We start from the raw sequence: 26,835 nt of genomic DNA, 5'->3' as shown, positions 1-26,835 counted from the left end.
TTCCCGCCATATTTATTTGTGAAGATACGATATATTGTCTTTAATTACTGGACATGACTTTTCGCGCCATCATCCCCGATGAGCCCGAAAACGATAAAAAAAAATGACGTTTACTTTTTTTGCTGTTTTTTGTACTTCCCACCACCAGGCATGACGATACAGGATATATCGTACCGGCGCCGTTTTATTAAAACTGGCGTTTAAAAATAGCATTAAGTTTTAGCTACAGGAATTCCACATGCTTGATTTGGATCACTTAGAAAAAGCCCAAAGGGTTAGCCTTACCATGCAGGTTGAACACAGTTTGAAAGGGGCGTTAATTACAGGCTCTCTCAAACCAGGAGCACGACTGATTACGAAAGAGATTGCTGATAAATTAGGCACTAGTATTACGCCGGTCCGCGAAGCGCTGCTGCGCCTGGTCTCCTCAGGCGCGCTTCACGCCACGCCCGCACAGGCATTTCTGGTCCCTGAAGTGACGCTGGAGCGTTATAACGAGATTAACGCCATCAGAAAACAGCTTGAGCCAATGGCGGTTGCCGCAGCATGCCAGAATATGTCAGACGGCAAGCTGGAGGCGTTGCGCAAAATGTCAGAGGCCTTCCATGAGGCCATGCGCAATGGAAACGTTCAGCAGGCATTGCATGCGAATCGTATCTTCAGGTTTACGCTTTATCAGTATGCGGAAATGCCTACGCTTAATGCCTTAATTGAACAGCTATGGGTCCGCATCGGGCCCTGCATGAACTACCTGCATCACGAACTTAACGACATCAAAACGGCAACGTATCACTATGACGAGCTGCTTTCGGCCCTTGAGCGGAGAGATGTTGATGCGAGCCAGAAGGCGATTGATAAGTTGATTGATGAAGCAGATTCTCTTTTACAGCGACAATATTTTAACTGAGAGATTATTTATTAGAGCGACTATATACCGCCGCTAATTATTTATCTGGTGAATAACTCCTGATGGCTTAATGCCATCAGGAGGGTTATTTCATTTATAAAATAAACTTTTCTTTTTGCTTACTCGAAGCGATAAGAGACCGACAGCCCGACGCCATAGTTTCGGCCTGGTGCAGGCTCGTAATAACGACCGTTGGACTCGTTGACAATTACCGAGCCCGCGTACTCTTTGTCGAACAGGTTATCGACGCGGCCAAAGACGTCCATTCCCCAGTTGCCGTAGTTAAATTTATACCCGGTATTCAGCCCGACTACCGTATAGGACGGCGCTTTCGCGGTGTTTTCGTCGTCGGCCATGATATCGCTCATGTAACGCACGTCTGTCCCCGCATACCAGCCTTCCTGTGGCTGCCAGCCAAACGAGGCGAAGCCCATGTTGCGCGCAATCCCCGGCATACGGTTACCGTTACAGTCTGCGTCGCTGCAGACGTTAGTCCGGTAGGTGGCATCCAGGTACGTCCAGGCCATCTTCAGCTTCCAGTTCTCAGCGAACTGCTGATCCAGGGAAACTTCGACACCCTGACGACGGGTTTTCCCGGCATTTTTATAGGTTGTACGGCCGCCGGAACTGGAGTCCACCACGATCTCGTCATCCGTGTCGGTGCGGAACAACGCCGCCGTCAGCAGGCCGTTGCCGATTCGGGTTTTGCTGCCCACTTCATACGTATTATTCGTGGACGGCTTCAGGCCAATATTCAGACCGCCCTGGTTATCGGCGCGATAGGAGAGCTCGTTGATGGTTGGCGTTTCAAAGCCACGCCCTGCGGCAGCGTAGAGGTTCCACGCATCCGTCACCGCATACTTCACGGCGCCCGCCGGGAGCCACTTGTGGTAGCTCGCGTCACCGCTATCATCGCCGTTGCGCGGCGTAACGTAATGGTCGTTGGAATCAAACCAGACCGAACTGTAGCGAACACCCGCATCGACAGAGAGTTTCTGCGTCAGTTGCCAGCTCGTTTGCAGATAAGGATCGACGTTCCACATCAGGTTGCGTTCGTCACGACGTTTATCGCCTTTGACGCCGTAGTCCGGCACGCCGTTACGCATCACGAAGTTCTCGTATCCGCGACGGTCTTCGCTCATGTTTTCGTAGTTCAGACCGGTGGTGAAGGTCACCGGAACCAGCAGCTCGCCGCGGTGCGTCCAGCGGGTATCCACGCCCTGATAGTGGCGCTGCATATCAATCACCCCGCCGGAGTGAGTGGCTTTTAGCTGCGGCTGATACGGAATCGACTGGTACTGCGTCATTTCACGCTCGCCGGCGTACATCATCACGCTCAGGTCGTCCTGAGCGCTGAGCTGGCGATCGTAGCGCAGGCCGGCCTGGGTCTGCTTGATGGTCTTACGGGTGTTGTACTGATCGCCGCGCGGCGACTGACGCGGGTTGTCACGCCACTCCTGGTAATTCAGTCCACCCGGATCGTTGGCCTTCATGTCCACGCTGTTGAAAATCAGCGTCAGCTTGCTGGCGTCGTCAATGCGTACACCCAGTTTGGCGTTAGCGAGATTTTTCCGCGCGCCGCTGTGGTCGCGGTAGCCTTTGGTGGTGAAGCGGGTGGTGGAGACGGTGTAATCCATGTCCCCGGCGTGGGTGCCGTCACCCATCGCGCCGGTGGCTTTCATGCCATAGCGCCAGGTTCCGTAACTGCCGTAATAGCTGCTTGCTTCAATGGTCGGCGGCTGCTGCCCGGTCTGGGTGTTGATGTTGATTACGCCGCCAGAGGCGTTGCCGTACAGGGCAGAGAAGGGACCGCGCAGCACTTCAACGCTCTCCACGCTGGAAAGGTCGATGTTGGAGGTCTGGCCCTGTCCGTCCGGCATGGTGGCTGGAATACCATCGACGTACATACGGATACCGCGCACCCCGAAGGTTGAGCGGGCGCCAAATCCGCGCATCGACAGCTGGAGATCCTGGGCATAGTTTTGACGGTTCTGAATTTGCAGCCCGGGTACGCTGCCAAGGGATTCAGACAGGTTAATGCGGGGCGCGGCCTGGCGCATATCGTCGCCATTGACGACGCTGACCGCGGCCGGAGTATCGAGCTCCGATACGGTTTGCGGCGTGGCGCTGACGATCATGGTCTGTTCCTCTGCGCTCACGGCGGTGAGCGGCGCAAAAATAACAGGAACCAGCAGCAGCGGGAGAGAAGCCTTACGGGCAGAAATGATTTTCATGAATAAAACCGGTTGTGGTGTATAAACGAACCAAATGGAACATGTCCATATATGTTAAAGGTTTTGTAAAAGTTTTGAAAACTATAACCGCACATTGCGTTAATGGAAGGCGAAGCGGGAAAGAAAAACTCCACATTTAACACATTAATGATTACTATTCTCATTATCAAAAGACAATGCCATGACGTTGTCTGCCGGAAGTGATGTCAGCCCAACCCCACTTTTCAGAAAAGGAATTGTTATGTCTTTACGTCAACTGTGCTCGCCGCGTCTGAGCCTGTCGCTGCTGTCTGCCACTTTACTGCTTGCCGGGACGTTCCAGGTGCATGCCGCCGAAGAGGTGCTGCGTAAAGCGGTGGGCAAAGGGGCGTATGAAATGGCCGTGAGCCAGCAGGAGAATGCGCTGTGGGTGGCAACCTCGCAAAGCCGTAAAACCGACAAGGGCGGGGTTGTCTACCGCCTTGATCCGGTCACGCTGGACGTGACGCAGGCAATCCATAGCGATCTGAAACCCTTTGGTGCCACCTTTGACAAGGCGACTCATACGCTGTGGTTCGGCAATACGATCAACGGCGCGGTAACCGCGATTGATGCAAAAACGGGTGACGTAAAAGGGCGACTGGTGCTGGACGAGCGTCAGCGCAGCGAAACCGTCAAATCGCTGCAGCCGCGCCAGCTGGTGGCAGATGACGCGAGCAACACGATTTACATTACCGGTGTCGGTAAAGAGAGCGTGATTTGGGTCGTGGATGGCGCCACGCTGAAGCTGAAAGAAACCATTGGCAATACGGGCACCTACAGCACCGGCCTGGCGCTGGATGCGCAGGCGAAACGTCTGTACACCACGAATGCGGACGGCGAACTGGTGACGATTGATACGGCCAGCAATAAAATTATTGCCCGTAAAAAGGTGCAGGATGACGGGAAGGAGCACTTCTACCTGAACCTGAGCCTCGACACTGCCGGTCAGCGCGCGTTCCTGACCGATTCAAAACAGCCGGAAGTGCTGGTGGTGAGCCTGAAAGACGGTAGCGTGATCGAGAAAATCGCCGCGCCGGAATCCCTGGCGGTCCTGTTTAACCCGGCCCGCAATGAAGCCTACGTGACGCACCGTGAAGCCGGCAAGGTAAGCGTCATTGATGGGAAAACGTATAAGGTGACGAAAACCTTCGACACGCCGGTCTACCCGAACAGCCTGGCGCTCTCTGCGGATGGCAAAACCCTGTACGTGACGGTGAAACAGAAATCTACCCGCCAGCAGGAAGCCACCCAGCCTGACGATGTGATGCGTATTGCTCTGTAAGATGGGATTGCCCGGTGGCGCTGCCGCTTACCGGGCCTACAAAACCACGAAATGTAGGCCGGGTAAGGCGAAGCCGCCACCCGGCTTTTTTATTAACGCGAGGTTTCTTCTACCAGCGGGGCGTCGTGTTTTTCATCGTCAGGATGAACCGGCGCGGTGCTGTGAATTTCATGAACGCGTTTACGCACGCCGAACCAGCCCGCAATCAGCAGCACGGCCAGCAGTGGAATGGTCGCGATGGTGTAGGTGCCGTTCGGGTAGTCGAAGGCCATCAGCACCAGCACGCTGAACAGGAAGAGCAGGGTGAGCCAGGAAGTCACCGGCGCGCCAGGCAGCTTAAAGCTGACGTCAGCGGCTTTGCCTTCTTTAATCGCCTTGCGCAGACGCATCTGGCAGACCACGATAAAGCCCCAGGACGCGATAATCCCCAGTGCCGCCACGTTCAGAACGATCTCGAATACCTGAGACGGCACCAGATAGTTCAGGAACACGCCGAAGACATAGACCACCAGCGTCGCCAGAATACCGGCGTACGGCACGTGCTGCTTGCTCATCTTGGACATGAACTTCGGTGCAGAACCGCCCATGGACATGGAGCGCAGGATACGGCCGGTCGAGTAGAGGCCGGAGTTCAGGCTGGAGAGCGCTGCGGTCAGGACCACGATGTTCATGATGCTGCCCACGTACGGCACGCCCAGCTTCGAGAAGAAGGTGACGAATGGACTCTGGCCCGCCTGATAGGCGTTCCACGGCAGCAGCAGCACCAGCAGCACCACGGAGCCGACGTAGAAGAGACCGATACGCCAGATCACGCTGTTGATGGCTTTTGGCACCATCGTCTGCGGATCTTTACATTCACCTGCTGCGGTGCCCACCAGCTCGATGGAGGCGAAGGCGAACACGACGCCCTGAACCAGCACCAGCGCAGGCAGCAGACCGTGCGGGAAGAATCCGCCGTTGTCGGTTATCAGGTGGAAGCCGGTGGCATTGCCATCCAGCGGCTTACCGCTGCCGAGGAAGACGGTACCCACGACCAGGAACACCACGATGGCCAGCACTTTAACCAGCGCAAACCAGAACTCCATCTCCGCGAACCACTTCACGCCGATCATGTTCATGGTGCCGACAATCGCCAGCGCGCCAAGCGCAAAGACCCACTGCGGCACATCGCCAAACGCGCCCCAGTAGTGCATATACAGCGCAACGGCGGTGATGTCGACGATACCGGTCATCGCCCAGTTGACGAAGTACATCCAGCCCGCGACGTAAGCGGCTTTTTCACCGAGGAATTCACGGGCGTAAGAGACGAAGCTGCCGCTGGAAGGGCGATGCAGTACCAGCTCGCCCAGCGCGCGGAGAATGAAGAAAGAGAAGATCCCGCACACCAGATAGACCAGGGCGAGAGCCGGGCCAGCCATCTGCAGACGTGCACCCGCACCTAAAAACAGACCCGTTCCGATAGCGCCGCCGATGGCGATCATTTGAACCTGACGGTTGCCCATCGCTTTGTGGTAGCCCTCTTCGTGGGAGTTCAACCAGCGACGTTTAGCAGCGTGATGATCGGCTGCGCTTTTATTGCTTGTTTTCATTGAGTTACCTGTTTGCCTGTCTGAACCATTATCGTGATAGTCCTGCCTGGCAGAGCGCAATACAAACGATTGCTTCTGCGCAAACACATGTCGCCTTCCCAGTCATTCTGCGTATGGATAAGGCGAAACATGGCGAGGCATCCTACCTGCAATTCATAAGCGACGCAAAATATAACCGTGCCGAAAGTGATGCACGTCGAAGGAAATCGTGTGGTCAGAGCAGACGGGGATCACAACACGCTGAAACGTGATGAGTTTTTAGTCAAAACAATGGCGGGGTTGATTATTTAATCATCAGATTCTCTTAATTATTACCAGATGGTATAAATTTTTGCTGCTGCAGGGCATCGAGAAGTAACCTGAACGCGGTTGTGTGCTGCCGACGGCTCGGATAATAGAGGTGGTATCCTTCAAACGTGGGGCACCACGATTCAAGGACCCTGACCAGCCGTCCCTGATTCAGAGCGTCCAGAACCGAGGACTCGGGCACGTAGGCTAATCCGAGACCATTCTCCGCGGCGTCGATGCGCTGCGACAGGTTATTCAGCGTAAGCTGTCCGTCAACCCGCACGCGAAGCTCGCGCCCGTCGCGCTCAAATTCCCAGTCATACAATCCCCCTCGGGTGGGCAGGCGGAGATTGATACAGCGGTGTTCACCCAGCTGCTCCGGCACGAGCGGCACGCCGAAACGAGCCAGGTAATCCGGGGAGCCGACGACCGCCATGCGCATGTCCGGCGCAATCCGCACCGCAATCATGTCTTTTGCCACCTGTTCACCAAGGCGAACCCCCGCGTCGAAGCGGCCATCGACGATATCTGTCAGGCCATTGTCGACCGTCACTTCGACGTTAATGTCAGGATACTGCAGCATAAAAGCCTTCAGTACCGGCCAGAGCACGGCGTCCATCGCGTGCTCGCCGGCGACGATGCGGATAGCGCCTGCGGGTTTGTCGCGGCTGCTGCGAAGCGCCGTGAGTTCCTGTTCGATCTCCAGCAGATGCGGGCTGAGGCGCGAAAAAAGCTGCTCACCCGCGGGTGTCGGAACCACGCTGCGGGTTGTGCGGGTTAAAAGGCGAACGTCTAATCGTGCTTCAAGCTTGCGCATCGCATGGCTCAGTGCCGATTGCGAGACGCCCAGCTGCGCCGCTGCGCGCGTAAAGCTGCGCTCGCGGGCCACCACCATAAAGGAGAGCAGATCGTTGAAATTATCTTTTAGCATCGCGGTTCTATTTATGAGTTTCAGTCATGTGTCCTATCTGATTATGCACCCTAATGCTGCGGAGTGCTTTGCGCTACTGTTAACGCAACAGTCAACGAGGAGCAAAAGATGAAAATTATCCGCAGCGGTTCATTACCGTCAGTACGAGGACCGGAAGCCTGGTTCACCGGGGCTGTTCGCATTGACGCGCCCTTTCAGGCGACCGAACCTGCCAGCGTCGGCGGGGCAACCGTAACCTTTGAGCCGGGCGCGCGCACGGCCTGGCATACGCATCCCCTGGGACAAACGCTGATTGTGACGCAGGGTCGCGGCTGGCTACAGGCATGGGGCGAAGAGGCGGAAATCCTGAATCAGGGCGATATCGCCTGGATCCCACCCGGCGTGAAGCACTGGCACGGCGCAAGTGCGCAAACGGCGATGACGCATCTTGCCATCGCCGAAGCGGTAAACGGCAGCCCGGTAACGTGGCTGGAAAAAGTGACCGACGAGCAGTACCCGAACGGCTAACCGCCAAAAACGGCAATCGCCTGCTGCAGGCGCGTCGTCCGCTGCGTCAGGTGATTCGCGGCGTGAGTGACGTTATCCACCATCCCCGTATTGCTCTGGGTCATTGCGCCGATACGGGAGAGGGAGGCGTTGATGAGCGTCAGCGCCTGGGTTTGCTCCTGCGTGGCGAGGCCAATCTCCTTAATCAGGGTGGAAACCTGCAGAACATGGTCGATCATAACCGTCAGCTGTGATTCGGTTTGTCCCACCTTCTCCACGCCAGCGTTGACGCTGGCAACGTTTTTCTCGATCAGCGCTTTGATCTCTTTCGCCGCCGTCGCGGAGTGCTGCGCAAGATTGCGCACCTCAGCTGCGACCACGGCAAAGCCGCGGCCGGCTTCACCCGCGCGCGCCGCTTCCACGGCGGCATTCAGCGCAAGAATATTGGTCTGGAAGGCAATACGATCGATAACGCTGATAATATCGACGATCTGGCCGTTATCCTGCGAAACGGACTGCATCATACCGATGGTCTCTTTCATCATCGCTTCACCGCAGTGGGCGCTGTCGCGGGTGCGATCCGCCATCTGAATCGCCTCGTTCGCGGTTTCGGCCGTCTGCTTCACGGCGCTGGCGATCTCTTCCACCGCAGATGCGGTTTGCTGCAGAAAATCGGCGGTTTCTTCAGAGCGCGTCTGCAGCGCCGCGCCTTCTTTCGCGACCTGCTGGCTGATGGTGCCAATACCGCTGATTTGCGCCCCGACATCATCAACCAGCGAGTTCAGGTTTAAACCAGACTGATTCACCAGGCGCATCATCAGCCCGATATCATCGATTCTGTCAAAATGGTAATAGTCCGTTTTACGTCCTGAAACCACGCGCTGCATCTGTTGAACAATGGATTTTACCGGCCGGGCGATCTGCGCATGGAGATAACAGGACAGCGCAGAAAAAAGCAGCACCAGAGTGGCGGCCTGAACGAGACGATCGCGGAATAAATACATCGCCAGGCAGGAAAGTAACGCCGTCGCAGTAATACCAAGCTGAATTCGTTTTCCGGTACTGAGACATTTAAAGAGCGACAAAAAGGAAAATATACCGCGCCGAACGAACAGTCCTTTATAAAAACGATGATGTTTTAATTCGTTATTACGCACTTTTGCATACAGTTTTTCACTGGCCGCGATCTCTTCCCGTGAGGGGATATTGCGCACCGAAATATAGCCGGTCAGGGATTCCCCCTGCCAGACCGGCGTCACGTTGGCCCGCACCCAGTAGTGATCGCCATTATGACGACGGTTCTTCACCAGACCTGTCCAGGTCTCGCCCTGCTGGAGGGTAAACCACATGTCGCCAAACGCTTCGGCAGGCATGTCGGGATGGCGGATGAGGTTATGCGGCTCCCCCAGAAGATGCTCTTCTTTATATCCGCTGGCTTCTATAAAAGCCGAGTTAGCATAGGTAATATGACTTTTTATATCGGTAGTGGACATTAACGTCGAACCGGCGTTAAGCAAATACTCGTTTTGTGTAACGGGGGTGTTACGCCTCATGAGTAACTCCATGATGTTGTGCAAGAATAAAAAAGCCCGGAAAGCGCTCCGGCAAGATAAGTGTGATTATTTTAATAACGGTCTGGATATATTCTCGCTGAAATTGAGACTCTCCGAAATACCCGGCATTCATTATTTTTAATCTGTTAATGTTGTCGAATGTAATAAAATTGAAAATATTTTAGTGGGTGTTATTTTGAATCGACTTAAATAAATGACATAAGCCAAACTGCAAGAGGGAGATCGTCTCTCTGGAAAAATTGTCATGCTGAAATAGCGTTTCGTTAACAGGATGAAAACGCTATCATTTGGTCACATTTTCGTAAATACAGGGAGGCTGAGGTGAAAATTAACGTCATCGGTACCAGCGGGAGCGGAAAAAGCACGCTGGCGAAGCAGATTGCGACCGCGCTGTCTATTCCCTGTATCGAGATGGACAGACTCTACTGGCAGGCTAACTGGCAGGGCACGCCGGACGACGAGTTTCAGGCAAAGCTGGCGCAGGCGCTACAGGCTTCGTCAGACTGGGTGCTCGACGGTAACTACAACCGCACGCGACCGGTGAAATGGCGCAATGTGGATGTGGTGGTCTGGGTGGATTATGGGTTTACCCGCACCCTCTGGCAGGCCGTCACCCGAGCAATAAAACGAGCCTGGCATAAACACGAGCTTTGGCCGGGAACGGGAAACAAAGAGAGTTTCCGGCGCGCGTTCTTCAGCAGAGAATCCATTATCATCTGGACGATCAAAACCTGGCGTAATAACCGTACGCGCTATGAAGCCGACCTGCAAAACCCGCAATATAGCCATATTCGCTTCGTCCGCATTACCCGTCGGGAGCAGGTGGAAACGCTGATTGCCTCCTTGAAGCCTTATTCTTAGCAGGGCTTTATATATCTGTTTTCCGGCAAACCAAATGTAAATTAATTGTTTCTCAGTGGTGAAATGCGCCTTTAATAATGTCGACATGTTAAGTCAAACGAGAACGCAACATGTCATGGCGAATCAGCATTCTGGATAAAAGCCCCATCGCTGAAAACGAAACGGCTGCCGATGCACTGGCGCGTACCCTGGCGCTGGCGCAGCAGGCAGAAAATCTGGGCTATCACCGCTTCTGGATTGCCGAACACCACAACACCCCACAGCTTGCCAGCCCCTCGCCGGAGCTGCTGATTGCCTGGATCCTCGGGCAAACCACGCGCATTCGCGTCGGGTCAGGCGGCGTAATGCTTCAGCACTACAGCCCTTATAAAGTCGCCGAGAACTTCAACGTGCTGGCCGCGCTGGCGCCTGGCCGCGTCGATCTCGGCGTCGGGAAAGCCCCCGGTGGATTACCGCTCTCAACCCGCGCGCTGCAGCAGGGCCTGAATCAACAGGAAAAGGGCAGCTTTGCCGAACAGCTGGCCCAGCTCGACCGCTGGATCCGTCCTGAGCATCACGCTATTGAAGAGGCCGTCCGCGCCACGCCGCTGCCGCCGTTGCCTGCTGAGGCTTTCCTGCTGGGCGCGAGTACCGAAAGCGCGCTGCTGGCCGCCAGGCTCGACTGGCACTTTGTGTTTGCCGCGCACCTGAACGGTGACCCGGACCTGCTGCGCGAGGTGGTATCGACCTGGCGTGAGAACAGCGCGCGGGACGTGATAGTGGCGGTGCAGGCGATTGTCGCCCCGACGCAGGCCGAGGCAGACGCGCTGGCGCAGAAGGTCGAAGTGTGGGGCGTTGAGCTGGCAAACGGGCAGCGTGTCACCGTGGCCAGCGAAGAGCAGGCCTACGCGTTTGCGCGCCAGGCGGGCAGTGAGCCGGTGCGCATTGCACGTCGCGCGCAGTCGCTGCTGGCGGGCACGGCTGAGTCGGTAGTGGAACAGCTCAACGCGCTGCACCAGCAGTGGGGCATTGACGAATTTATCATCGACACGCCGGTGGCGGAGGGGGCTACGCGCGTCGCGTCGCTGCGCCTGCTGGCCGGGGCGCGTCTTAACAAGGAGGTCACCGTATGAGTTTTGGCGAACAACTGATTGCCTGGCGCCGCGAACTGCACCAGAACCCGGAGCTGTCCGGCCAGGAGGTCGAAACCACCGCGCGCCTGCGCCAGTGGCTGACGAATGCCGGGATCGCCCCGCAGCCTTACGACCTGTCGACCGGGCTGGTGGCGGAAATCGGGACGGGCAGCAGGCTGGTTGCGCTGCGCGCCGACATTGACGCGCTGCCGATCGAGGAGCGCAGCGGCGTACCGTTTAGCTCACAGCATGCCGGGGTGATGCACGCCTGCGGACACGATATCCACACCAGCGTCATCCTCGGCGCCGCGTTAAAGCTGAAAGAGCGGGAGGCCTCGCTTAACGGCCGGGTGCGCATCCTGTTTCAGCCTGCTGAAGAGAACTTTGGCGGTGCGAAGAGCATGGTGCGCGCCGGTGCCCTGCGCGATGTCAGCGCGATTTTCGGTATGCACAACGAGCCCGGCCTGCCGGTCGGTGAGTTCGCCACCCGCGGCGGGCCGTTCTACGCCAACGTTGACCGCTTCGTGATCCGCATTACCGGCAAAGGCGCGCACGCCGCACGTCCTCATGAAGGCAACGACGCCATTGTGCTGGCGAGCCAGCTGGTAACGGCGCTGCAAAGCGTCGCCAGCCGCAACGTCAACACGCTGGATTCGGTGGTGCTGAGCGTGACCCGCATTGCGGGCGGCAACACCTGGAACGTGCTGCCGGAAAGCGTCGAGCTGGAAGGCACGTTGCGAACCCATCGCACGGAAGTACAGCAGAATGTGAAAGCCCGCGTGGGCGAAATCGCCGCCGGTTTTGCCAGCGCCTTCAGCGCGCAGATTGATATCACCTGGTATGCCGGGCCTACCGCGCTGGTGAATGACGAACGCTGGGCCGACTTCGCCACCTCGGTCGCGCGTGAGGCCGGTTATGAAACCCGGCACGCGGAACTGCATATGGGCGGGGAAGATTTTGCGGTCTATTTGCAGTCTGTTCCCGGCGCGTTTGTCAGCATTGGCAGCAACAGTCCGTTTGGTTTACATCACCCGGCTTTTAACCCGGATGAAGCACTGATTGAGCCCGCCGCCCGCTATTTTGCACAGCTTGCGGAAAAAGCCCTGCAACACGTTTAATTCAGGAGAGGTAAAGATGTCTGCAACCCGACAACTGCGGCTGGGCACCATTCTGCATGGTGCATCCGGGAATATGTCCGCCTGGCGCCATCCTGCGGCGATTGCCGACGCCAGTATTAACTTTGACTTCGTGAAAGCGACGGCGTTAAAGGCCGAGGAAGGGAAGCTCGATTTTCTCTTCGTGGCCGATGGTCTCTATATCAACGAGAAATCGATCCCCCATTTTCTGAATCGGTTTGAACCGTTAACCGTGCTTTCCGCTCTGGCCAGCATCACCTCGCGTCTGGGGCTGGTGGGAACCTTATCCACCTCCTACAGCGAGCCCTTTACCACGGCGCGCCAGTTCGCCAGCCTCGATCACCTGAGCAACGGCCGGGCGGGCTGGAACGTGGTGACCTCACCGCTGGAAGGGTCGGCGAAGAACTTTTCCCGCGAAAAACACCCCGAGCATGCGCTGCGCTACCGGATTGCCGATGAGTATCTCGACGTGGTGAAAGGGCTGTGGGATTCCTGGGAAGGGGACGCGTTTATCCGCAACAAAGAAAGCGGCCAGTTTTTTGACCCGGCCAAACTGCATACGCTCGATCACCACGGTGACTTCTTCCAGGTTGCCGGTCCGCTGAATATTGGCCGCACGCCGCAGGGTCGCCCGATTGTCTTTCAGGCCGGGGCGTCGGACGACGGGAAAAAGCTGGCGGCGAAACATGCCGACGCCATTTTCACCCACCACGAGACCTTCGACGAGGCAAAAGCCTTTTACCGCGACGTAAAACAGCAGCTGGAAACAAACGGCCGCCGCGCGTCGGATCTCAATATTTTCCAGGGCGTTAGCGTGATTGTGGGGAAAGATGCCGATGACGTGGAACACCAGTACCAGACCACGGCGGCGCTGGTGTCGATTAACGACGCCCTCAATTACCTCGGGCGTTATTTCGAACATCACGACTTCAGCCAGTATCCGCTCGACGAGCCGTTCCCGGATATCGGCGACTTAGGCAAAAACAGCTTCCGCAGCACCACGGATGAAATCAAGCGTAACGCCCGCGAACGCAGCTTAACTCTGCGTCAGGTGGCGCTTGAAGCCGCTTCGCCGCGCCCGCGCTTTTCCGGCACGCCGGAGGAGGTGGCTGACGGTCTTCAGGCCTGGTTTGAAGGTTATGCCGCAGACGGCTTCATCATTCAGGGCGGTACGCCGGACACCTTCCCGCGCTTTGTTGACCAGGTGGTACCGATTCTTCAGTCTCGCGGGCTGTTCCGTACCGACTACCCGGGCACCACGCTGCGCGAAAGCCTTGGCTTAGACCAACCGAAAAACCAGTACACACAACAATAAAAGAGAATCCCGCTATGCAGAAATCATCGCTTGTTCTGGCGCTCGCGCTGGCCTTTACCCCTGCCGTCTGGGCAGAGAACGTCAATATTAACGGCACCGGCGTAAGCATCGAGGCCAATAAAACGCCGATTAACACCGCGAAAAATAGCGAGGCGGTGGCGCAGCTGCCGAAAGACTATCGCTTTGCCGTGCCGGGGAAATTTACCGTGGCGGTGGCGGGACTCAATCAGCCGCCGCTGACGGTCTTCTCCGACGACAACAAAACGCTGCTGGGGAGCGAAGTTGACGTCGCCCGTCTGGTGGCCGACAGCCTTGGGCTGGAGCTGAACGTGGTGCCCACCTCCTGGGAAGACTGGCCGCTGGGCGTCGCGTCCGGGAAATACGATGCCGCCATCAGCAACATCACCGTCACTAAAGAGCGCAAACAGAAGTTTGATTTTGCCACCTACCGTAAGGATTCCCTCGGTTTCTACGTGAAATCGACCAGCCCGATCAAATCGCTTCAGAAAGCGGAGGACATCGCCGGGCTGAAGATTATCGTGGGCTCCGGCACCAACCAGGAGGCCATCCTGCTGGCGTGGAATGCCGAAAACCTGAAGAAGGGACTGAAGCCCTTTACCCCGATCTACACCAAAGACGATGCGGCCCAAACCCTGGCGCTGCAGTCCGGGCGCGCGGATGCCTACTTTGGCCCGAACGTGATTGGCGCATGGAAAGCGGCGCTGAACGGGAAAACCAAACTGGTGGGCAGCGTCGACGGCGGCTGGCCGAAGGCGGCGCACATTGCGGTGACGCTGAAAAAAGGCAGCGGGCTGGTTGAGCCGGTACAGACCGCGCTGAACGGCGTCATCAAAAACGGCGATTACGACAAAGTGCTGAACCGCTGGGGTGAAGGGGTTGAGCGCATTCCGCAGTCCGAAGTGAACCCGGCTGGCCTGGGCGATTAAGGAGGCGTAATGAGCGAACGATTTCGTGATGTTTCACCGGAAGACGCCGAACTTCAGCCCATTATCGAGGGGCTGTTCGGGGAGTATGCGGCCCGCTACGGGGACTACTTTTCCAAAGACGCGGAAGTGGAGCTCACCGAGTGGTATTTAGCGCCGCAGGGGCTGTTTATCGTCCTGGAGCGCGACGGGAAGATTATCGCCACCGGCGCGTACAAACCGTTCGACGAACGCACCGCGGAAATCAAACGTATCTGGACGGACAAAACCCTGCGTCAGCAGGGGCTTGCCGGGCGCGTGGTGCAGGAACTGGAGCGCAGGGCGGTGCTGGCAGGGTACAGTCAGATCTACCTGACAACCGGCTTTCGTCAGCCGGAAGCGGTCAGGCTCTATCTCAGCCAGGGCTATCAGCCGCAGTTCGATCTGAACCGCGATCCGGAAGAGTATAGCCAGCCGCCGTTTGACGGTCGGCTGCGTTTCACCAAAACGCTGGTACGTGAAGCGTTCAGCAAAACCGCATGAGGAACGACGATGAGCAACGTTGAAACCATTAAGGTGGTCCCGGCGCGTTATCCGCTGCGGGCCGTCGGCGCCGCGGTGGCGCTGTTTGTCCTGGCGGTCGTGATTCAGTCAGTCGCCTTTAACCCGCGCTGGGAGTGGGCGGTGTTCGCCCGCTGGTTCTTCGACCCGGTGATCCTCGAAGGTGTCGGGCAGACCCTGCTGCTGACGCTGATCGGCACCGCGCTGAGCGTGGTGTTTGGCGGCATGCTGGCGCTGGCGAGACTCTCGTCATCCTGGCTGCTGAGCAGCCTGGCGTGGGCGTATATCTGGCTGTTTCGGTCGCTGCCGCTGATCGTCGTGCTGATCATCCTGTACAACTTTTCCTATCTCTACGACACGCTCTCGCTCGGCGTGCCGTTCACCGGCATCACCTGGGGCAGCTTTGAAACCATCAACGTGCTGGGGCAGTTCTCTACCGCCGTGGTGGGGCTAACGCTGGTGCAGAGCGCCTATACCGCCGAGATCATTCGCGGTGGTTTCCTCGGGGTCGATCACGGGCAGTATGAGGCCGCCGCCGCGCTCGGCCTGCCGGCCTGGCGCCGCACGGTGCGCATCATTTTGCCTCAGGCGCTGCGCACCATCCTGCCGTCGGGGTTCAATGAAATCATCAGCCTCGCCAAGGGCACGGCGATGGTCTACGTCCTGGCGATGCCGGAGCTGTTCTATACCATTCAGATGATTTACAACCGCACGCAGGAGGTGATCCCGCTGCTGATGGTCGGTGCCGCCTGGTACCTGGCGATCACCACCGTCCTGTCCGCTATCCAGTACGGTGTTGAACGCGCACTCGCCCGCAGCGAACGCCGCTCTGCGGTTAATCAGAACCGTGCCGCCCGTCGCACCCGTTCCGTCACCACCACGCCAGCACAGGAGCCTATCCATGCAAGCCTCTCCTGAAGGACATATCTCAATCACCGGCGTCAGCAAGTATTTTGGTCGCCATAAGGCGCTCGACAACGTGTCGCTTGAGATCCCGCCGGGATCCGTGACGGTCATTCTTGGGCCCTCAGGCTCGGGCAAATCGACGCTGTTGCGCACCATAAACCACCTGGAGCGCGTCGACGAAGGCTTTATTCAGATCGACGGGGACTACATTGGCTACCGTCGCCAGGGCGACAAGCTCTACGAGCTTAAGGAGAAAGAGATCCTCAAACAGCGCGTCAACGTGGGCTATGTGTTCCAGAACTTTAATCTCTTTCCCCATCTCACGGTGCTGGAAAACCTGATTGAGGCGCCCATCGCGCATAAAAAGCTCAGCAAAAAAGAGGCGGTGGAAACCGCGTACAGCCTGCTGGACGTGGTCGGGCTGCGGGATAAAGCCGACGCCTGGTCCCGCCATCTCTCCGGCGGCCAGCAGCAGCGCATTGCCATTGCCCGCGCGCTGGCGTTACGTCCCCGCGTGATGCTGTTTGATGAACCCACCTCGGCGCTGGATCCAGAGTTGGTGGGAGAGGTGCTGGACGTGATCAAAAAACTGGCCCGGTCCGGCACTACCCTGGTGGTAGTGACCCACGAGATCGGCTTTGCCCGCGAGGTGGCGGATCAGGTGGTGTTTATGGTCGACGGAAAAATCGTCGAGCAGGGCAGCAGTGACGAGGTATTAAACCGCCCGTCGCACGCGCGAACGCGCCAGTTCCTGTCAAAAGTGCTGTAAGGAGCGCAGATGAAATATGGACTTCTGGCGGGGCTGGTCTTCACGACGGCGAGCCACGCCAGCATTGATTTGAAAGCCAACGAGCAGCCGCTGCCGGTGACGGTGGATCGGCAGGCCGTGGCGAAGATCCCCGCCGGGTATAAATTCGTTGAGCCAGGTACGCTGACGGTCGCCGTCTCGATGCTGAACTCCCCGCCGCTGGCGCTGCTGGCCAGCGATAACCGCACGCGGATCGGCAGCGACCCGGATATCGCCCGCCTGCTGGCGGGCAGCCTGGGGCTGAAGCTAAAGCTGGTGCCGACGGCGTGGGAAGACTGGCCGCTGGGGATCGCTTCCGGGCGCTACGACGTGGCGCTGGTGAACATTGCGGTGACCGAACAGCGTAAAGAGAAGTTTGATTTTGCGACCTACCGCGTCGATTCGCTTGCATTTTCGGTGAAATCCACCAGCGAGATTCAGTCAATCAAAAGCGCGGAAGATCTGGCCGGGAAAAAGGTGATTGTCGGCTCGGGTACCAATCAGGAGCGCATCCTGCTGGGCTGGAACGAAGCGAATAAAAAGGCGGGGCGGGCGCCTGCGCTGCCGGTCTATCTTCACGACGATGCCTCGGGCAATCTCTATATCCAGTCCGGCAGGGCGGATGTGTTCTTCGGCCCCCAGTCGGTTTCAGCTTACAAAGCGGCGCTCACCGGCAAAACCCGCGTGGTCGGTTTAGGGCCGAAGAAAGCTTATGTCGCCACCACGACCAAAAAAGGCAATCAACTGGTTTATGCCCTGCAGGCCGCGCTGAACGGTGCGATTGAGCGCGGAGAGTACCAGAAGGTGCTGGCGCGCTGGGGCGAGCAGGGCGAAGCGGTGACGCAATCGGAGGTCAACCCGCCTGGGATAACCTACTAATGGTGCTCTATACCCAAAATAATTCGAGTTGCAGGAAGGCGGCAAGGGAACGAATCCCCGGGAGCGTACATAAGTACGTGACTGGGGTGAGTGAGTGCAGCCAACGCACCTGCAACTTGAAGTATGACGGGTATACACTTAGGGTTTTCATCCCTGAGGAGGCAACATGATTAAACTCTATGGCGTACCCGGCTGGGGCTCGGCAATCAGTGAGGTGATGCTGACCCTGGCTGATATCCCTTATCAATTCATCAACGTGGACGGGTTTGACCAGCCCGGTCCGCAGCGTGAATTGCTGCACAAGCTCAATCCGCTGTGTCAGGTGCCGACGCTGGAGCTGGAAAATGGCGCCATCATGACCGAAACGGCGGCGATTGCCCTGATGGTGCTCGACCGGTGTCCCGATCTCGCCCCGCCCGTGGGGCAGGCTGAACGTCAGCAGTTTCAGCGTTTGCTCATCTGGTTCGTAGCCAACGTCTATCCCACGTTTACTTATGCAGACTATCCCGAACGCTGGGTGCCGGATGCGCCGGAACAGCTGCAGAAAAACTGCATCGAATACCGGAAATCCCTTTATTTGTGGTTCGAAAGCCAGCTTAAGGCTGCCCCGTTTGCGCTGGGGGAACGGTTGACGCTGCTGGATGTGTATATTGCGGTAGCGCGCACCTGGGGGCCCCGTCACGCCTGGTTTGCCGAAAATACACCTAAATTCACGGCGATTGCGGACGCCGTATGCCAGCGACCGGAACTGCACAAGGTGTTAAAGGCAAACAAAATTATCTGATAACGTGGAACCCACATTCACAACCGGAAGCCTGCACATGCCACACGTAGATATCAAATGTTTTCCCCGTGATTTGAACGACGAACAAAAAGCTGCCCTGGCGGCAGATATTGCCGACGTGATTATTCGCCATTTCAACAGCAAAGACAGTTCCGTGTCGGTGGCGTTGAAGCAGATCGCGCCTGAAGACTGGAAGGCGCAGGTCTGGGATACCGAAATTGGACCGAAGCTGGAGGAGCTTATTAAGAAGCCCGGGTATTCGATGTAAGATCTTCTGCCGGGGAGCGGATAAATCCTTCCCGGCTCGACTTCCCGTTTTTCGCAAAAATCGATAAAAATGCGTTTTGTCTTATCCGCTACAATTAAAGTTTCTGACTGGCATATTATTCATCCTTAGGAAAGATCTCCAACAGAATCAATTAAGGACAGACACGTTAAAGGATAATTTTCTGATGACAAAATTACCCCGTTTTTCATTCGCCTTTCTTCATCCCCGTTACTGGCTAAGCTGGGCCGGCATTGCGGCTCTGTGGCTCATCATGCTGCTCCCTTATCCGCTTCTGTTCAGAATCGGTCATGGCCTGGGTCGACTGGCGATGCGCTTACTGCCTCGCCGCGTCGAGATTGCCCGCCGCAACCTGGAGCTTTGTTTCCCGGAGATGAAAAAGGATGAACGCGAGTCATTGCTGCAGCGTAATTTTGAATCGGTAGGAATGGGGGTAATCGAAACCGGAATGGCATGGTTCTGGCCTGCGTGGCGGGTAAAGAAATGCTTTACCGTGCAGGGTTATGAGCACATGGAAAAGGCGAGGGCGCAGGGAAAAGGCGTGGTGCTGGTAGGGATACATTTTCTGACCCTTGAGCTGGGCGCGCGGATATTTGGCATGCTTAACCCCGGTATCGGGGTCTATCGTCCTAATAACAACGCTCTGCTGGACTGGCTTCAGACGCGAGGGCGCCTGCGCTCTAACAAAACCATGCTCGATCGCCATGATTTAAAGGGCATGATCCGCGCGCTGAAGCAGAATGAAATTTTGTGGTACGCCCCGGATCACGACTATGGCAAAACCAACAGCGTGTTTGTGCCGTTCTTTGCGGTGCCGGATGCCGCGACGACGGCGGGCAGCTATATGCTGGTCAAAAGCGCTAACCCTGCCGTTATCCCCTTTGTGCCGCGCCGCAGGGCGGATGGCACCGGTTACGAGCTGATTATTCTGGAGGATATCAGCGAGGCGCTGCAGGGCGGCGATAAAGAAGCCGTGGCGACGCAGATGAACAGGGCAATTGAGCAGGCCGTACGCATGGCGCCTGAACAATATATGTGGCTGCACCGTCGCTTCAAAACCCGTCCTGAAGGGGTACCTGACCGGTATGCCCGTCTGAAACAGGCGGCAACTCGGGGTGATAGTCTCACCGCCAGCGATTTTTCTGACCGTTCACGCATACAGCACTGACACCACAGCGATGCCCTCACCCTGCGGTGAGGGCATGACCGGCGCTACAGCGCGGATCGGCGGTACGGCGCATAGTCCGCCTGCCACCAGGTTTTCTCGATACGCGCCATCAGGGTTTCATCATCTAACGCTGGCGCCACGCCTTGTTCAATGGCGGCCCGGGCGACGGCAACGGCAATCTGGCGTGAGACCGTTTCAATCTGATCTACCGGCGGCAGCAATCCTCCTCTTTCCGTGGTCACGAGCGGAGACTGCGCGGCCAGGCTGCGGCTTGCTGCCATCAGCATCTCTTCCGTCACCCGGTGAGCGTTACAGGCCAGCACGCCCAGCCCCAGGCCCGGGAAGATATAGGCGTTGTTACACTGGGCAATCTCATAGTGCGCATTCTCCCAGAATACCGGGGCGAACGGGCTGCCGGTGGCCACCAGCGCGGCCCCCTGGGTCCAGGCGATAAGATCCTGAGGCTGGGCCTCCGCCCGCGACGTTGGGTTCGAAAGCGGCATGATGATTGGGCGCGGACAGTGGCGATGCATCTCTTTGACGATCTCTTCGCTGAACAGCCCCGGTTGGCCTGAAACGCCGATCATCACCGTGGGATGTGCGTTCTTCACCACGTCCAGCAGGGAAATATTTTGCGAGTCTACCTGCCAGCGACTAACGGCGTCGCGCGCGGTGAGCAGGTTTTTCTGGAAATCGAGCAGGTTGGTCATGTCGTCGGTCAGCAGGCCGAAGCGATCGACCATAAAGATCCGGCTGCGGGCTTCCGACTCGCTCAGGCCGTCATCGACCATCAGCGCGACAATTTTTTCAGCAATCCCGCATCCGGCAGAGCCGCTGCCCAGGAACACCACGCGCTGGTCGCGAATGCGCGTCCCCGCCGCGTGCGCCGCCGCGATCAGCGTCCCTGCGGTGACGGCTGCCGTGCCCTGGATATCATCATTGAAGCAGCACAGCTGGTCGCGGTAGCGCTGCAGAAGTCGGGTGGCGTTTTTCTGCGCAAAGTCTTCAAACTGCAGGAGAACGTTGGGCCAGCGCGCCTTAACCGTGCTGATAAACATATCCATAAATTCAGCGTACTGGTCGTCGCTGATGCGCGGGTGACGCCAGCCCATGTACATCGGGTCGTCGAGGTGTTGCTGATTATTGGTGCCGACATCCAGCATAATCGGCAGGGTGGAGGCCGGATGGATCCCTCCGCAGGCGGTATAGAGCGACAGCTTGCCAATCGGTATGCCCATACCGCCGATACCCTGGTCGCCGAGGCCTAAAATGCGTTCTCCGTCCGTTACCACAATCACCCGAACGTCGTTGCGCGAGAAACTTTGCAGCATCTCATCAATGCGGTGGCGGTTAGGCCATGAAATAAACAAGCCGCGCGCGCGGCGATAAATCGTGGAGAAATGCTCGCAGGCTTCACCCACCGTCGGGGTATAGATAATCGGTAACGTCTCTTTCAGATGCGAACGCAGGAGGTTGTAAAAGAGGGTTTCATTGGTGTCCTGAATATTGCGCAAATAAACATGGCGGGAAATGTCGCTTTTAAAATGGCAGAACTGCACCCAGGCGCGCTCCGTTTGCTCTTCAATGGTTTCAACGTTATGCGGCAATAATCCATGCAGATTAAAATTATCCCGCTCTTCCTTAATAAAGGCGAGGCCTTTATTTAATAACGGATTTTCCAGCAGTACGGCGCCATTATAGGGCGTGTACAGAACGTCTTTACGAGACATGGTTAACTCCTGAATATTTAAACGAAACAGAAATAAGACGAGCAGAAACAGTGACTTTAAGGATGATAAAGACACGGGGTTTTCTGTGTTTTGTTGGGGAGCTAATTTAGCGCTTAGCTAACGGAGCAGGAGTGATAAGGGTCACATTATTTCTGGTTTTATTAATTTCAAAAGAATTGCATTGAATGCCATGAATAACTTTAGTTACATAATAATGAATTAAATTATTTAAAAGGAAAGGGCTGTTGTGTTCACATTTCTCTTCGAAAGCCCATGTTAATTTCACGCTGAGCCTGTTTTTGAGAAAAGGCCACCAAAGTCATTATTTTCTATTTAAGAACATTTATTCGAAACAGGAATAGTTTTCCGCTTATTCCTTTCTCTGTATATCCGAACACAAATTTCAGGTGATTATATGAAAGATAATCCTGTACCGACTTCCGTGCTGTCGACCTCGCGTTTTGCTTTTGGGCTTAACACGACCGAGGTGGGCGCGGTTCCGCTGATGCTGTTCGTCGGGATTGCCGCGATTGTGGCGACGTCCGCCTGGGCAGGGCTGCTGCCAAAAAATATGATAGGCGGACTGGCGGTCATCATGACCCTTGGCTTTGCGTTTGCCAAAGTGGGGCGTCAAATCCCCGTGCTGAAGGACATCGGCGGCCCGGCGATCCTGTGTCTGATGGTGCCTTCCGTGCTGGTCTATTTTGGCGCATTCGGGAAACAAACCCTTGATACGGTGCATCTGCTGATGAAGGAGGCGAATCTGCTCTATTTCGTCATCGCCTGCCTGGTGGTCGGCAGCATCCTGGGGATGAACCGGGTGCTGCTGATCCAGGGCATGATGCGCATGTTTGTTCCGCTGGTGGCGGGGACACTGATGGCCGTGCTGAGCGGGCTTATTGTGGGAACGCTGTTTGGGTATACGCCTTACCACACCTTCTTCTTTATCATTGTCCCTATCATTGGCGGTGGAATTGGCGAGGGGATTTTGCCCCTGTCTCTGGCCTATTCGGCAATCCTGGGGCAGACGCCGGACGTCTACGTGGCGCAGCTGGCTCCCGCTGCGGTCGTCGGAAATATCTTCGCCATTATTTGTGCCGGCTCGCTGGCGCGTCTCGGGACGAAACGTCCTGCGCTTTCAGGAAACGGCATGCTCACGCGGAGTAAAGACGACGCCAGCCTGTTCGCCGGGGCGCCTGGCGCTCAGCAGACGGATTTTCATCTGATGGGCGGCGGATTGCTGATGGTGTGCGCGTTTTTCATCGTCGGAGGCTTGTTTGAAAAACTGGTCCATATTCCCGGCCCGGTGCTGATGATCCTGATTGCCGTCCTGTGTAAATACTTCAGGGTGATCCCGGCCTCAATGGAGCAGGGGGCGCACAGCTGCTATAAATTCGTTTCGGCTGCGCTAGTCTGGCCGCTGATGATCGGCCTCGGGATGCTATACGTGCCGCTTGAAAGCGTGGTGTCGGTCTTCTCGGTGGGCTATGTAGTGGTATGCGGATCGGTGGTGATTGCGATGGCGCTGAGCGGCTACGTGATTGCGTCGCGTCTGAATATGTACCCGGTGGAAGCGGCGATTGTGACCTGCTGCCACAGTGGGCTGGGCGGTACGGGAGATGTGGCCATTCTGTCCGCCTCCAACCGCATGTCGCTTATGCCGTTCGCGCAGATCGCGACGCGTATTGGCGGTGCCTCAACGGTGATTTTCGCCACGCTGCTGATGGGCTGGATTATGGCTCACTGATTCGAATCGTCAGGATACTGAATCGCAACGACATTTACAGCGTGTCGCTGCGGTTCAGTCCTTTATAAAACTCACCGCGCTGTATAGAATTACCGCAGCCACAGCGACGGGATACCACACGATGACCGGAAGAGTTGATTATCAGATTGAAAAATATCTCCTGACCGAAGCTGCCGAACCGGAGCGCCTGACGCGCCAGTGGGCAGAGGTTCTGGAGGAGTGTCGTGAGCAAAAGGCCGGTGCAGAGGAGCGGCTGCGCCTCGCGTTGCTTAATGTGGATTACGTCACCAGCTTCGAGCTGCCCTTCAGGCTGCTTCTCACCCGTGCGCCCCAGTTGATTGATGCCGTCAGGAAAGAGCTTCAGCTCAGTCAGAAAAATGTTCTGTTTAACGGCAAGCGCTTTGGCTGCGTCTACAGCCTTAAACGGGATCTGGACGGCATACCTGACGAGTTTACCTATCACCTGAAGACGCGGATCCAGCGCAGTGACGCCACGGGCGCGACGGAAGCGTCTTACCGACAAATTGCCCAGCAGGTGAAAGCGCCAAAGGAACGCCTCAAACTGGCGCTGGACAACGGGCTGTCTGTAACCGCGCTTGACGGGCTTTTCTGGTTTGGCATTCAGCGCATCGCGGCTGATGTACAACGGTTACGCAAAACAGGGATGCGGATAGTAACGTCCAACGCCGAGGTGTTCGATACGCTTACCAAAACAACCCGGCAGGTCCCGGTCTATCGCCTGGAAGGGACTCAAATTACTTAACCTGCAGCAGGATCGCCATCAGCCCTGGAAAACGGGTATCCAGATCGTCTCGTCGCAATGAAATCATGTTTTCGCGTCCCTGCGGACGCTGCCAGATGACCCCGCTGTCGCGCAATACGCGCCAGTGATGGGTCATCGTGGACTTCACCACGTCCTCCGGGCGCAGCGCGTTACAGCTCAGTTCGCTGCCGTCGGCGAGCCGGCGAATAATCGATAGCCGGAGCGGGTTGCCGAGGGCAAAGAGCACATTTTCCAGCAGTATTTGTTCAGTTTCAGGGTGGTTAGGGATCATCGTTTTCCTGCGTATGGCGTCAGATTGAGCTATATCAACAATAGGTCAACCCTTAAAAAATAGTTCGATAATACTCGTACAATAGGACTATTATAGCAAACGAACGAATGCACGACCATCCTGGTCGTCACAAACACGTCATACTGACTAAGGAAATATCATGCCCCGACCCATCCCTCTCGAACGTTATCGCAACATCGGTATCTCCGCGCATATCGATGCCGGTAAAACCACCACCACCGAGCGCATCCTGTTTTATACCGGGATGAGCCACAAGCTGGGTGAAGTACACGATGGCGCGGCAACCACTGACTGGATGGCGCAGGAGCAAGAGCGCGGGATCACCATTACCTCCGCGGCGGTTAGCTGCTTCTGGCCAGGCATGGACAGAGGCTATGAGCCGCACCGGATTAACATCATCGACACCCCGGGGCACGTGGATTTCACCATTGAGGTGGAACGTTCCATGCGCGTCCTCGACGGTGCCGTGATGGTGTATGACTCCGTGGGCGGCGTGCAGCCGCAGTCGGAAACCGTCTGGCGTCAGGCCAATAAATATCACGTACCGCGTCTGGCCTTCGTCAACAAAATGGACCGTCCGGGTGCCGACTTCTTCCGCGTCGTGCGGATGATGCAGGAACGCCTGAAGGCCAATCCGGTGCCGATTGTCATCCCGGTGGGTGCCGAAGATCACTTCACCGGCGTGGTGGATCTGATCAAAATGCGCACCATTCTGTGGGACGATGCGACGCAGGGTATGGTGTTTACCTATGCCCCCGTGCCTGAGGATTTAGCCAGTACCGCCCAGGAATGGCGGGAAAAAATGGTCTCTGCGGCGGCGGAAGCCAGCGATGAACTGATGGACAAGTACCTGGAAACCGGCGACCTGACGGAAGCGGAAATTATTAAAGGGCTGCGTATTCGCACTATCTCGGGCGAGATCCAGCCGATGCTCTGCGGCAGCGCGTTTAAAAACAAAGGGGTGCAGCGCATGCTCGATGCGGTGATCGAGCTGATGCCGTCGCCGCTGGACGTGCCGGCCATTGATGGCGTGGATGAAAAAGGGCAGCACGCGGAGCGTCACCCGAGCGATGATGAGCCGTTCTCGGCGCTGGCGTTCAAGCTGATGAGCGATCCGTACGTCGGGCAGCTAACCTTTATCCGCGTCTACTCTGGCGTGCTGCGTAAAGGCGACGCGGTGTATAACCCGGTGAAAGGGAAGAAAGAGCGCATCGGGCGAATCGTACTGATGCATGCCAACGATCGCCACGAGGTGGATGAACTGCGCGCCGGGGATATCGCGGCCTGCGTGGGGCTGAAAGACGTGACCACCGGCGACACGCTCACCGATCCGAACGCCGTCATTACGCTTGAGCGCATGGAGTTCCCGGACCCGGTGATCTCGCTGGCGATTGAGCCGAAAACCAAAGGCGATCAGGAGAAAATGGGCATCGCGCTGCAGCGTCTGGCGGCGGAAGATCCGTCTTTCCGCCTGCACACTGACGACGAGTCCGGTCAGACCATTATCTCCGGGATGGGTGAGCTACACCTCGAGATTATCGTCGATCGGATGAAGCGTGAGTTTGGCGTCGAGGCAAATATCGGTCGTCCGCAGGTGACCTACCGTGAAACCCTGCGTAAAACGGTGAAGGACATCGAAGGCAAATTTGTCCGACAGTCCGGCGGTAAAGGCCAGTACGGCCATGTGGTCCTGAGTCTGGAGCCGCTGGAGCCCGGAAGTGGTTTTAAATTTGAAGATGCCACCAAGGGCGGCGTGGTGCCGCGCGAGTATATCCCTTCCGTTGAGAAAGGGCTGCGGGAAGCGATGAACAGCGGTGTGCTGGCGGGCTATCCGGTCGTCGATGTCAAAGCGACGCTGACGTTTGGCTCGTATCACGACGTCGACTCCTCGGAGATGGCGTTCCGCATGGCGGCGATCCTCGGTTTTAAAGAGGGCGCCCGCAGGGCGGATCCGGCGATCCTTGAGCCGATCATGCACGTGGAGGTGGAAACACCGGAAGAGTACGCCGGTAACATCATGGGCGATCTCTCTTCCCGCCGCGGCATGGTGCAGGGGATGGCAGAGCAGTACGGCAGCCAGATTATCCGCGCCGATGTACCGCTGGCAGAGATGTTTGGTTATGCCACGACATTGCGCTCGATGTCCCAGGGACGCGCGACGTATACGATGGAGTTCCATCATTTTGCGGAAGCCCCGCGGAATGTTGCGGATGAGATTATTGCACGGCGTGCGAAGTAGTACGGTCACCCTC

22 protein-coding genes and 1 pseudogene are annotated in these 26,835 nt (G+C 56.9%); 17 read left to right on the top strand and 6 right to left on the bottom strand.

Translation table 11 applies throughout. The annotated features are described in order from the left end of the window. Positions 1-238: 238 nt before the first annotated feature. On the top strand, positions 239-907 hold the full coding sequence (locus HMPREF3143_RS06280; protein ID WP_023344238.1) for a GntR family transcriptional regulator: 669 nt from the start codon (positions 239-241) through the stop codon (positions 905-907). 119 nt (positions 908-1,026) lie between these two features. Here HMPREF3143_RS06280 and pqqU read toward each other — a convergent pair whose 3' ends face one another. Next, positions 1,027-3,141, bottom strand: coding sequence for a TonB-dependent receptor PqqU (gene pqqU / locus HMPREF3143_RS06275; protein WP_070532264.1), 2,115 nt, complete (start codon positions 3,139-3,141; stop codon positions 1,027-1,029). Positions 3,142-3,382: 241 nt separating this feature from the next. Between pqqU and HMPREF3143_RS06270 the strand changes: the two genes are divergently transcribed. After that, positions 3,383-4,444, top strand: coding sequence for a 7-bladed beta-propeller protein YncE (locus HMPREF3143_RS06270; RefSeq protein WP_070532261.1), 1,062 nt, complete (start codon positions 3,383-3,385; stop codon positions 4,442-4,444). A 92-nt stretch (positions 4,445-4,536) separates the two neighbouring features. Here HMPREF3143_RS06270 and ansP read toward each other — a convergent pair whose 3' ends face one another. Beyond that, positions 4,537-6,033 carry an L-asparagine permease gene (gene ansP / locus HMPREF3143_RS06265; protein WP_008501774.1) on the bottom strand — a complete coding sequence of 499 codons (1,497 nt, stop codon included), beginning with the start codon at positions 6,031-6,033 and terminating at the stop codon, positions 4,537-4,539. A 304-nt stretch (positions 6,034-6,337) separates the two neighbouring features. Continuing rightward, positions 6,338-7,252, bottom strand: a complete 915-nt coding sequence (locus tag HMPREF3143_RS06260; RefSeq protein ID WP_008501773.1) for a LysR family transcriptional regulator — start codon at positions 7,250-7,252, stop codon at positions 6,338-6,340. 108 nt (positions 7,253-7,360) lie between these two features. Between HMPREF3143_RS06260 and HMPREF3143_RS06255 the strand changes: the two genes are divergently transcribed. Next, a complete protein-coding gene (locus HMPREF3143_RS06255) occupies positions 7,361-7,759 on the top strand; it encodes a (R)-mandelonitrile lyase (protein ID WP_021240234.1) in 399 nt (132 codons plus the stop codon). Here HMPREF3143_RS06255 and HMPREF3143_RS06250 read toward each other — a convergent pair. Continuing rightward, a complete protein-coding gene (locus HMPREF3143_RS06250) occupies positions 7,756-9,291 on the bottom strand; it encodes a methyl-accepting chemotaxis protein (protein WP_045333903.1) in 1,536 nt (511 codons plus the stop codon). The genes HMPREF3143_RS06255 and HMPREF3143_RS06250 overlap by 4 nt on opposite strands. Before the next feature lie 342 nt (positions 9,292-9,633). On the opposite strand from HMPREF3143_RS06250, the gene HMPREF3143_RS06245 reads away from it, so the two are divergent. The 11 genes and pseudogenes from HMPREF3143_RS06245 (at position 9,634) to HMPREF3143_RS06190 (ending at position 20,030) form a co-directional block, all read left to right on the top strand. Further along, on the top strand, positions 9,634-10,173 hold the full coding sequence (locus tag HMPREF3143_RS06245; RefSeq protein ID WP_039025304.1) for an AAA family ATPase: 540 nt from the start codon (positions 9,634-9,636) through the stop codon (positions 10,171-10,173). 110 nt (positions 10,174-10,283) lie between these two features. Next, positions 10,284-11,285, top strand: a complete 1,002-nt coding sequence (locus HMPREF3143_RS06240; RefSeq protein ID WP_025910898.1) for an LLM class flavin-dependent oxidoreductase — start codon at positions 10,284-10,286, stop codon at positions 11,283-11,285. Beyond that, on the top strand, positions 11,282-12,403 hold the full coding sequence (locus tag HMPREF3143_RS06235; RefSeq protein WP_021240231.1) for an amidohydrolase: 1,122 nt from the start codon (positions 11,282-11,284) through the stop codon (positions 12,401-12,403). Before HMPREF3143_RS06240 ends, HMPREF3143_RS06235 begins: the two co-directional genes overlap by 4 nt. A 16-nt stretch (positions 12,404-12,419) precedes the next feature. Further along, positions 12,420-14,683: pseudogene (locus HMPREF3143_RS26210) on the top strand (NtaA/DmoA family FMN-dependent monooxygenase). Positions 14,684-14,692: 9 nt separating this feature from the next. Next, entirely contained in the window at positions 14,693-15,202 is a 510-nt protein-coding gene (locus HMPREF3143_RS06220) for a GNAT family N-acetyltransferase (RefSeq protein ID WP_008501765.1), read from the top strand. Positions 15,203-15,211: 9 nt separating this feature from the next. Continuing rightward, entirely contained in the window at positions 15,212-16,138 is a 927-nt protein-coding gene (locus tag HMPREF3143_RS06215; protein WP_023327573.1) for an amino acid ABC transporter permease, read from the top strand. Beyond that, positions 16,122-16,895: an amino acid ABC transporter ATP-binding protein gene (locus HMPREF3143_RS06210; protein ID WP_021240228.1), complete on the top strand. Its 774-nt coding sequence runs from the start codon at positions 16,122-16,124 to the stop codon at positions 16,893-16,895. Before HMPREF3143_RS06215 ends, HMPREF3143_RS06210 begins: the two co-directional genes overlap by 17 nt. A gap of 9 nt (positions 16,896-16,904) precedes the next feature. Beyond that, positions 16,905-17,792, top strand: coding sequence for an ABC transporter substrate-binding protein (locus tag HMPREF3143_RS06205; RefSeq protein WP_070532255.1), 888 nt, complete (start codon positions 16,905-16,907; stop codon positions 17,790-17,792). Positions 17,793-17,958: 166 nt separating this feature from the next. Then, positions 17,959-18,576 carry a glutathione S-transferase family protein gene (locus tag HMPREF3143_RS06200; protein ID WP_032652011.1) on the top strand — a complete coding sequence of 206 codons (618 nt, stop codon included), beginning with the start codon at positions 17,959-17,961 and terminating at the stop codon, positions 18,574-18,576. 37 nt (positions 18,577-18,613) lie between these two features. Continuing rightward, complete coding sequence (gene pptA, locus HMPREF3143_RS06195) at positions 18,614-18,844, top strand: tautomerase PptA (protein WP_008501760.1); 231 nt, start codon at positions 18,614-18,616, stop codon at positions 18,842-18,844. A 184-nt stretch (positions 18,845-19,028) separates the two neighbouring features. Beyond that, the gene (locus tag HMPREF3143_RS06190; protein ID WP_070532252.1) at positions 19,029-20,030 is read left to right on the top strand and encodes a Kdo(2)-lipid IV(A) acyltransferase; all 1,002 of its coding nucleotides are present in this window, start codon (positions 19,029-19,031) and stop codon (positions 20,028-20,030) included. A gap of 44 nt (positions 20,031-20,074) precedes the next feature. Here HMPREF3143_RS06190 and HMPREF3143_RS06185 read toward each other — a convergent pair whose 3' ends face one another. Next, positions 20,075-21,760, bottom strand: coding sequence for an NAD-dependent malic enzyme (locus HMPREF3143_RS06185; RefSeq protein ID WP_070532249.1), 1,686 nt, complete (start codon positions 21,758-21,760; stop codon positions 20,075-20,077). Positions 21,761-22,175: 415 nt separating this feature from the next. Between HMPREF3143_RS06185 and HMPREF3143_RS06180 the strand changes: the two genes are divergently transcribed. Then, the gene (locus HMPREF3143_RS06180; RefSeq protein ID WP_070532245.1) at positions 22,176-23,507 is read left to right on the top strand and encodes a 2-hydroxycarboxylate transporter family protein; all 1,332 of its coding nucleotides are present in this window, start codon (positions 22,176-22,178) and stop codon (positions 23,505-23,507) included. A gap of 121 nt (positions 23,508-23,628) precedes the next feature. Next, a complete protein-coding gene (locus tag HMPREF3143_RS06175) occupies positions 23,629-24,270 on the top strand; it encodes an ECs1377 family protein (protein WP_023327566.1) in 642 nt (213 codons plus the stop codon). Here HMPREF3143_RS06175 and HMPREF3143_RS06170 read toward each other — a convergent pair. Then, complete coding sequence (locus HMPREF3143_RS06170; protein ID WP_008501755.1) at positions 24,263-24,562, bottom strand: ArsR/SmtB family transcription factor; 300 nt, start codon at positions 24,560-24,562, stop codon at positions 24,263-24,265. The two genes, HMPREF3143_RS06175 and HMPREF3143_RS06170, sit on opposite strands and share 8 nt — an antisense overlap. Before the next feature lie 160 nt (positions 24,563-24,722). On the opposite strand from HMPREF3143_RS06170, the gene fusA reads away from it, so the two are divergent. Next, positions 24,723-26,822: an elongation factor G gene (fusA, locus tag HMPREF3143_RS06165; protein ID WP_070532241.1), complete on the top strand. Its 2,100-nt coding sequence runs from the start codon at positions 24,723-24,725 to the stop codon at positions 26,820-26,822. Positions 26,823-26,835: the final 13 nt, after the last annotated feature.

The organism is Enterobacter sp. HMSC16D10 (assembly GCF_001807145.1).
GTDB lineage: Bacteria > Pseudomonadota > Gammaproteobacteria > Enterobacterales > Enterobacteriaceae > Enterobacter > Enterobacter roggenkampii.
Note: the sequence above shows the minus strand (reverse complement) of the source record. Positions and strands in the feature narration are given on the sequence as shown.